The sequence below is a fragment of the Pantoea sp. 18069 genome (assembly GCF_902706035.1).
GTDB lineage: Bacteria > Pseudomonadota > Gammaproteobacteria > Burkholderiales > Burkholderiaceae_C > Comamonas.
In genome coordinates, this window is the sequence record NZ_CACSJA010000066.1 from 1 (window position 1) to 5839 (window position 5839).

Below are 5839 nucleotides of genomic sequence, written 5' to 3' on the forward strand. Positions count from 1 at the left end.
CCCCCCCAACTAGCGGGCATAGCGGGTTTAATGGGCTTCTCGGGCTTGATTTCCGAGGACCCGGCAACGGTAACCTCCATCGAGCTGACATCCACGCAGAAGCTGGTCACGGCCGAAGACACGGAACTGTCCATCCAGCATATTCAACTGCAAGGCACGGGCACAGGCGATGTCACCGTCACCATCACCACGGAGGGTGGTACATCCACATTCAACAACGCTGGCGGAGCTGTCGTTGTCAACTCCGGCACGGGCGAATTGACGGTCACAGGCAGTCTCAGTGACATCAACGCTGCATTCGCGAACGGCCTCCAATTCACGCCCACCGAGAACCAGAACAGCCTGGTCGATGATTACGCCCCCAAGATCACCATCCGCAGTGGCGACACAGAACTGGAGATCAGCGACATCTCCGTGACGGCGGTCAACGATGCGCCTGACTTTGGCACCAAGGTGCCGCTGGTTCTAGGCGAAGGCGAAAGCAAGAATCTGTCGCTGGAGCAACTGGCTTCCTCATGGGAGGCACTGGACGCTGACATTGGCACAGGTCAGCAGGTCAAAGAGCAGTTGGTCATCATCATCGACTCCCTGCCGACTTCCGGTACGCTGACCTATAACGGCTCCCCCGTCAGCGTGGGACAAGTGGTTGCAGCTACCGATATCGGCAATCTGCAATACACCGCCTCAAAAGATGACGTCAGCAGCGACGCGTCTGCCTCCTTCGGCATCACCGTCCACGACGGTGGCGGGGGCTCCCGGTCCGGCCAGATTGACATCATCATCCAGCCCAGGAATGTGGCCCCATCCATCGGCAGCACCTCACCTTCCCTGATCGAAGGAGAGACCCAGGTGGTAGCGCCCGAGATCAATCTGGGCGACAGCGCCGACACGATCGCAGATGCGGTGGTGACCATCGACGAGATCGTCACCGGCGGCCAGGGAACATTCTTCTTCGACCTCAATGGAGACAACAAGATTGACGAGGGCGAAGCGCTGGTCATCCCTTCCGGGCAGACCTCTGTCACGCTCACCGCCGAGCAAAAGGCCAACCTGGGCAGCCTGAAGTTCAAGCACGACGGCACAGAACCCAATGCGCCTGACATGCTCGCCCCTTCCTACCGCATCACGGTCACTGACAGCGGTGGTGGCCAGGGTAGCGAAGCCCAACGGACCACCGACGCCACGGTCACGCTGCGCATCACCCCCAACAACGACGATCCGACGCTGGACAACGCACACGGTTCATCCGACAACCCGCTGGAATTGGAAGAACGCGCGGTCGGCGGCACTGGCCCCACGCTCCTGACAGAGGAAATGCTGTCCATTCAGGACGGCGACATCAACCCCAACAACCCTGCCAGCACCACCCCCAAGGACCAGCTCGTCTACACCGTGGAATCCGCGCCGGCTGAAGGCGAGCTTCAGTTGTATGTGGGTGGCAATGTCGGCCATGGCGGAGATGGCTGGATAACTCTGGGCGCCGGCGGACGTTTTACGCAACAGGACATTGCCGACGGCAAGGTACGCTACTACCAGACCACCGACGTAGCGGTAGATACGATGGATGGTTTCAGCTTCACCGTCCGTGACTCTGCCTTTGGCTATGCCATGTCAGCCGATGGCGTGGCAGGCGAACTGCAGGAAGGAGCGGTTCGTGATGAGAACGGAAATGTCGCAATCCAGACCTTCCATATCAAGATCCAGGCGACTGAGGTAGAGCATGAGGACTACACCGGCGGGCCACGCCCGGCCACCCCAGGCTATGGCGGCAGCAATACCGAGTATGAGTTCAAGCCTGTCGTTGTCTTGCCAGGCAATGGCAATGACACGGAAAACGGCATCTGGAACGAAGACAACGTAGGTACGGTCAATGGTGGCTACCTGTTGAGCGACGCCATGCTCAATTACGAAATCACCCGGACAGACAATGCAGGCACGCCCGGTGACACCAGCGATGACGTAGTCCTGAAAGTTCCTGCCAGCGAGACGGTTTACACACTGACGGTACAGCCTGGAAATGGCACCCTTGAACGCCTGGTCGACGGTGAATGGGAAACCATATCCACCAACGGCCAGTTCACGCAAAAGGACATCAACGACGGCAGGATTCGCTTTGTCAGCAATGGCTCGGAAAACCACACCGCCGAATTTGGTTTCACGGTCAGTGATGGGTCATCCATGACGCCCCACGAAGGCGTCTTTGCCATTGACATCACCCCGACCAATGACCGTCCTACGGTAAGCGGCGGCAATGCCTCGGTCACGGAAGGCGAAGGCAACACAGTCCGTCTCGACTCGGATGTGCTGGGCATGGCCGATGCCGACGAGAGCGAGGACCCCTCCAAGCACACGGGCGAAGGCGCGCCAGACCATTTGTGGTTCAAGCTGGAAACATTGCCGGAACATGGCAAGCTGGAGCGCTGGAACGGCGCAGCCTGGGTTGATGCCGTCATTGGCGAATGGCTGCCCCAAGAACTGTTGACCGCAACGGCAGACGGCCAGACCTCCGGCCTGCGCTATGTGCACGACGGCAGCGAGCCGCTGGCCTATGCGGATGGCAAGCCCCAGGTCAGCTTCACCTATAGCGTGCGCGACGACCTGGGCCAGCCGGGCAATGCCTTTGTCACAGACCACTCGGTTCCGCCAGACGCCACGGATACGAACCAGTCCAATGTGAGCAGCATTGCCACCGCGGTCATCAATGTCACGCCGGTCAATGGCGCGCCGCAGATCCAGGTGACACCCAACGATACTGCGCCCTCCGTGACCGGCACGATCACGGGTGGTGGAGCGACAGCAGCGGTCAACGCTATTCTGCTCGTGAACGAAGGCGACACTGGCAATATCGAAGGCCTGCTGGTTGCCATCGACAGCGACAACACCACGGTTCAGCGCCAGTACCAGCTCACAGCAGTGCCAGGCCAGGGCACGCTGATGCTGGGCGGCAAGGCCTTGGGCATAGGTTCGACCTTCACCCAGGCCGATATTGACAGCGGACGCCTCACCTATGTCCACAGCGGAGATGAGCCCGATTCCCTGACGAATGGCAATTACAACGACCTATTCAAGTTCAAGGTCAGCGATGGTGCTGCAACTTCGGTGGAAGGCACCTTCTGGATCAACGTCCAACCGCTGAACGATGCGCCCACGATTGCCCCCACCACGCCGGGCGACGAGGACAAACTGTGGATCATTGACTCATCCAACCACTGGGTAGACATGCCCCATGTCACCATCGGCGACCCCGATCTGGTCAATGGCATCCAAGACGGGGAAACCGATTACATCAAGGTCACGGTAGCGCTCAAGGATGGCGACAATCCACTTGCTGAAGGTAAGCTTCAATCGGCATATCCTGTCTCGGGCGACCTGACAATCACTGGTTCGGGCACCCCCACCCTGGTACTGGAAGGCACCCTAGAGGAAGTGCAAAAGGCGCTGGATCAGCTGCAAGCCCAGACCAGCGGCGTGGACCTGGACAGGAGCGATCTGAGCCTCGTCATCACGGTAGATGACCGCATCAGCGACACGGAGGCCAACGGCGGGGGCGAGAAGAACGCCGACGGCTCGGACTTCAGCGATGCAAACAACACCGCATCGGTCACCTTCAAGATTGCGGCATCCGACAAGAACGACGTGCCGGAGATCACGCCCCCGACCAATGGAACAGAAGTCGGTGGAACAACGGAGTACTTCACCGTCATCGAAGACAGCTTGGCCTCGCTCGGCGGCTTGTCCATCAGCGACCCCGACGACTTTGGCGTTGGTGACAACTACACGGTCACGGTCAGCGTCGAGCATGGCTCTTTCAATGGAGGTTCCCAAAAAACCATCACCTTGACCGGGCAGACCCTGGAACAGGTCAATGCATTTCTGTCGGCTTTGCAGTACCGAGCTGACAGCAACTTCAATGGCAAGGACACGCTGACCATCACGGTCAACGACCATGGCAATCATGGCCAGGATGGCACGGAAGGCAGCGCCGACCTGGATGTCACCAAGACATTTGCTATTTATATTCGTCCGCAAAACGATGCGCCTGTAGTCACCTTGCCTCACGCAGGCGAGGACATCCCTCTCACCTCAGGCGAATACGAATTCTCCAGCAGCAATGGCAATGCCATTGTGGTCAGCGACATCGATACGCTCGATGCTGCCAATAGTGACAAGCCCGGTCACCAGATCACCCCGGACAATTCGGACTTCTCGGTCACGCTGGAGGCCAAGTACGACGGCGAGCCCATTGGGGAGTTCAGCTTTTTGGGTGGCGACACGTACGGAGTCGACATTGCTGACGATCTCACAGGTGGCGTAACGCTGACAGGCACGCTGAGCGCCATCAATCAGTTGCTGGCCGATGGTGTGGTCTACCAGCTCGCCGACAGCGAGGCCAATGTCGACGGAAAAATCGTATTCACCGTCACGGCCAATGACGCAGCCAATGGTGGCTCTGGCCTGTACGATACTGATCTTGGCTCGGCCGGAGACCGGGGCGCTCTTACGAACGCCCAGACACTCACCTTTATGGTGACGGATGCCAATGCCGAACCAGGCTTTGGTTCATTCCCCTCATCCGATCCCACTTATGTCCAAAATGGCCCGGCCCTCACTCTGACGCCCAGCGGCGATCTGAATGATCCAGAGCTGGACATGTTCAATAACTGGTCCGGTTCCACGCTGACCATTTCGCATGCAGACAGCGAGATCGCCGGTGGCATTTTTGGCTTCGCCAGCGGTGTGACCGTCAGTGGCAATAATCTCAATGTCGGTGGAACAACGGTTGGGTCCTTCACCCATACCAATGGAACGCTGACGATCGCGTTCAGCACCGATGCCGACTCCGCAGCAGCCGACACGGTTCTCAGGAACATCACCTATAAGAATGACAGTGCCGATGCACCGCGTGAAATCACGCTGAGCTACGAAATCAAGGACGGCAACTCCAATACGGGTGGAGCCAGCCCAGGCCCCGATGGAAATGGGCAGGACCAGGGCACTGGCGGTGAACTGGTCGGAACAGCGTCGTTGACCATTGTCATTGACCGTCCCATCACGATCACGGTACCTACCGACACCACGGGCGAGAGCGGCAACATCAACGACCATGTTGTCTATGAAAGCGGGCTGGCTGCGGGCTCCGCACCCGAGGCGGACGACTTGAAGGTCGATTCCAGCTTCACCATCACCGCACCCGACGGTGTGGACAATATCACCATCCAGTACAAGGATGCACAAGGCGTCAACCAAACCCAAACCATTTCCAGCAGCGCACTGGAAGCCCTCGGCAGCAGTGACGTCACCATCACCACCCAATATGGTGAGCTGAAACTGAACGGCTATGACCTCAGCGACGGTGTGATCACCGTGGAGTATGAATATCTGTTGACCAAGGCCCCCGCGGTCTCGGGAACAGACACGAACGATACGTTCACGATTACCGCCAAGGACATCGATAGTTCAGCGATTTCCAGCAAGTCGCTCGATCTCAATATCAAGATCGTCGACGATGCGCCGCTGGCCGCGGATGACACCAACAGCATCGAAGAAGATGCAACAGCACCGGTCATGGGCAATGTCATCGTTGGCGGCACCGGCGATGCAGGCCAGGACACCCTGGGCGCCGACGGCGCAACGGTCTCCGGCGTGGCCGTTGGCGACAAGGCCGCCCATGGCGACACGGATGTCGCCGGGCAGGTCTCAATCGACGTCGATGGCCAATACGGCACCCTGGTGCTCGATGCCGATGGCAGCTACAGCTATGCGCTGGACAACACCAACCTCGACGTTCAGGGCCTCACAAGCGGCGAGTCCCTCACCGAGACCTATACCTACACCATCA

The 5839-nt window shown here is 58.9% G+C and carries 1 protein-coding gene; it reads left to right on the forward strand.

What is annotated here, in order from left to right; genetic code table 11:
* Positions 1–30 precede the first annotated feature (30 nt).
* On the forward strand, positions 31–5839 hold a 5809-nt coding region (locus tag GVL12_RS25405; protein ID WP_159918341.1), incomplete at its 3' end, for a cadherin-like domain-containing protein.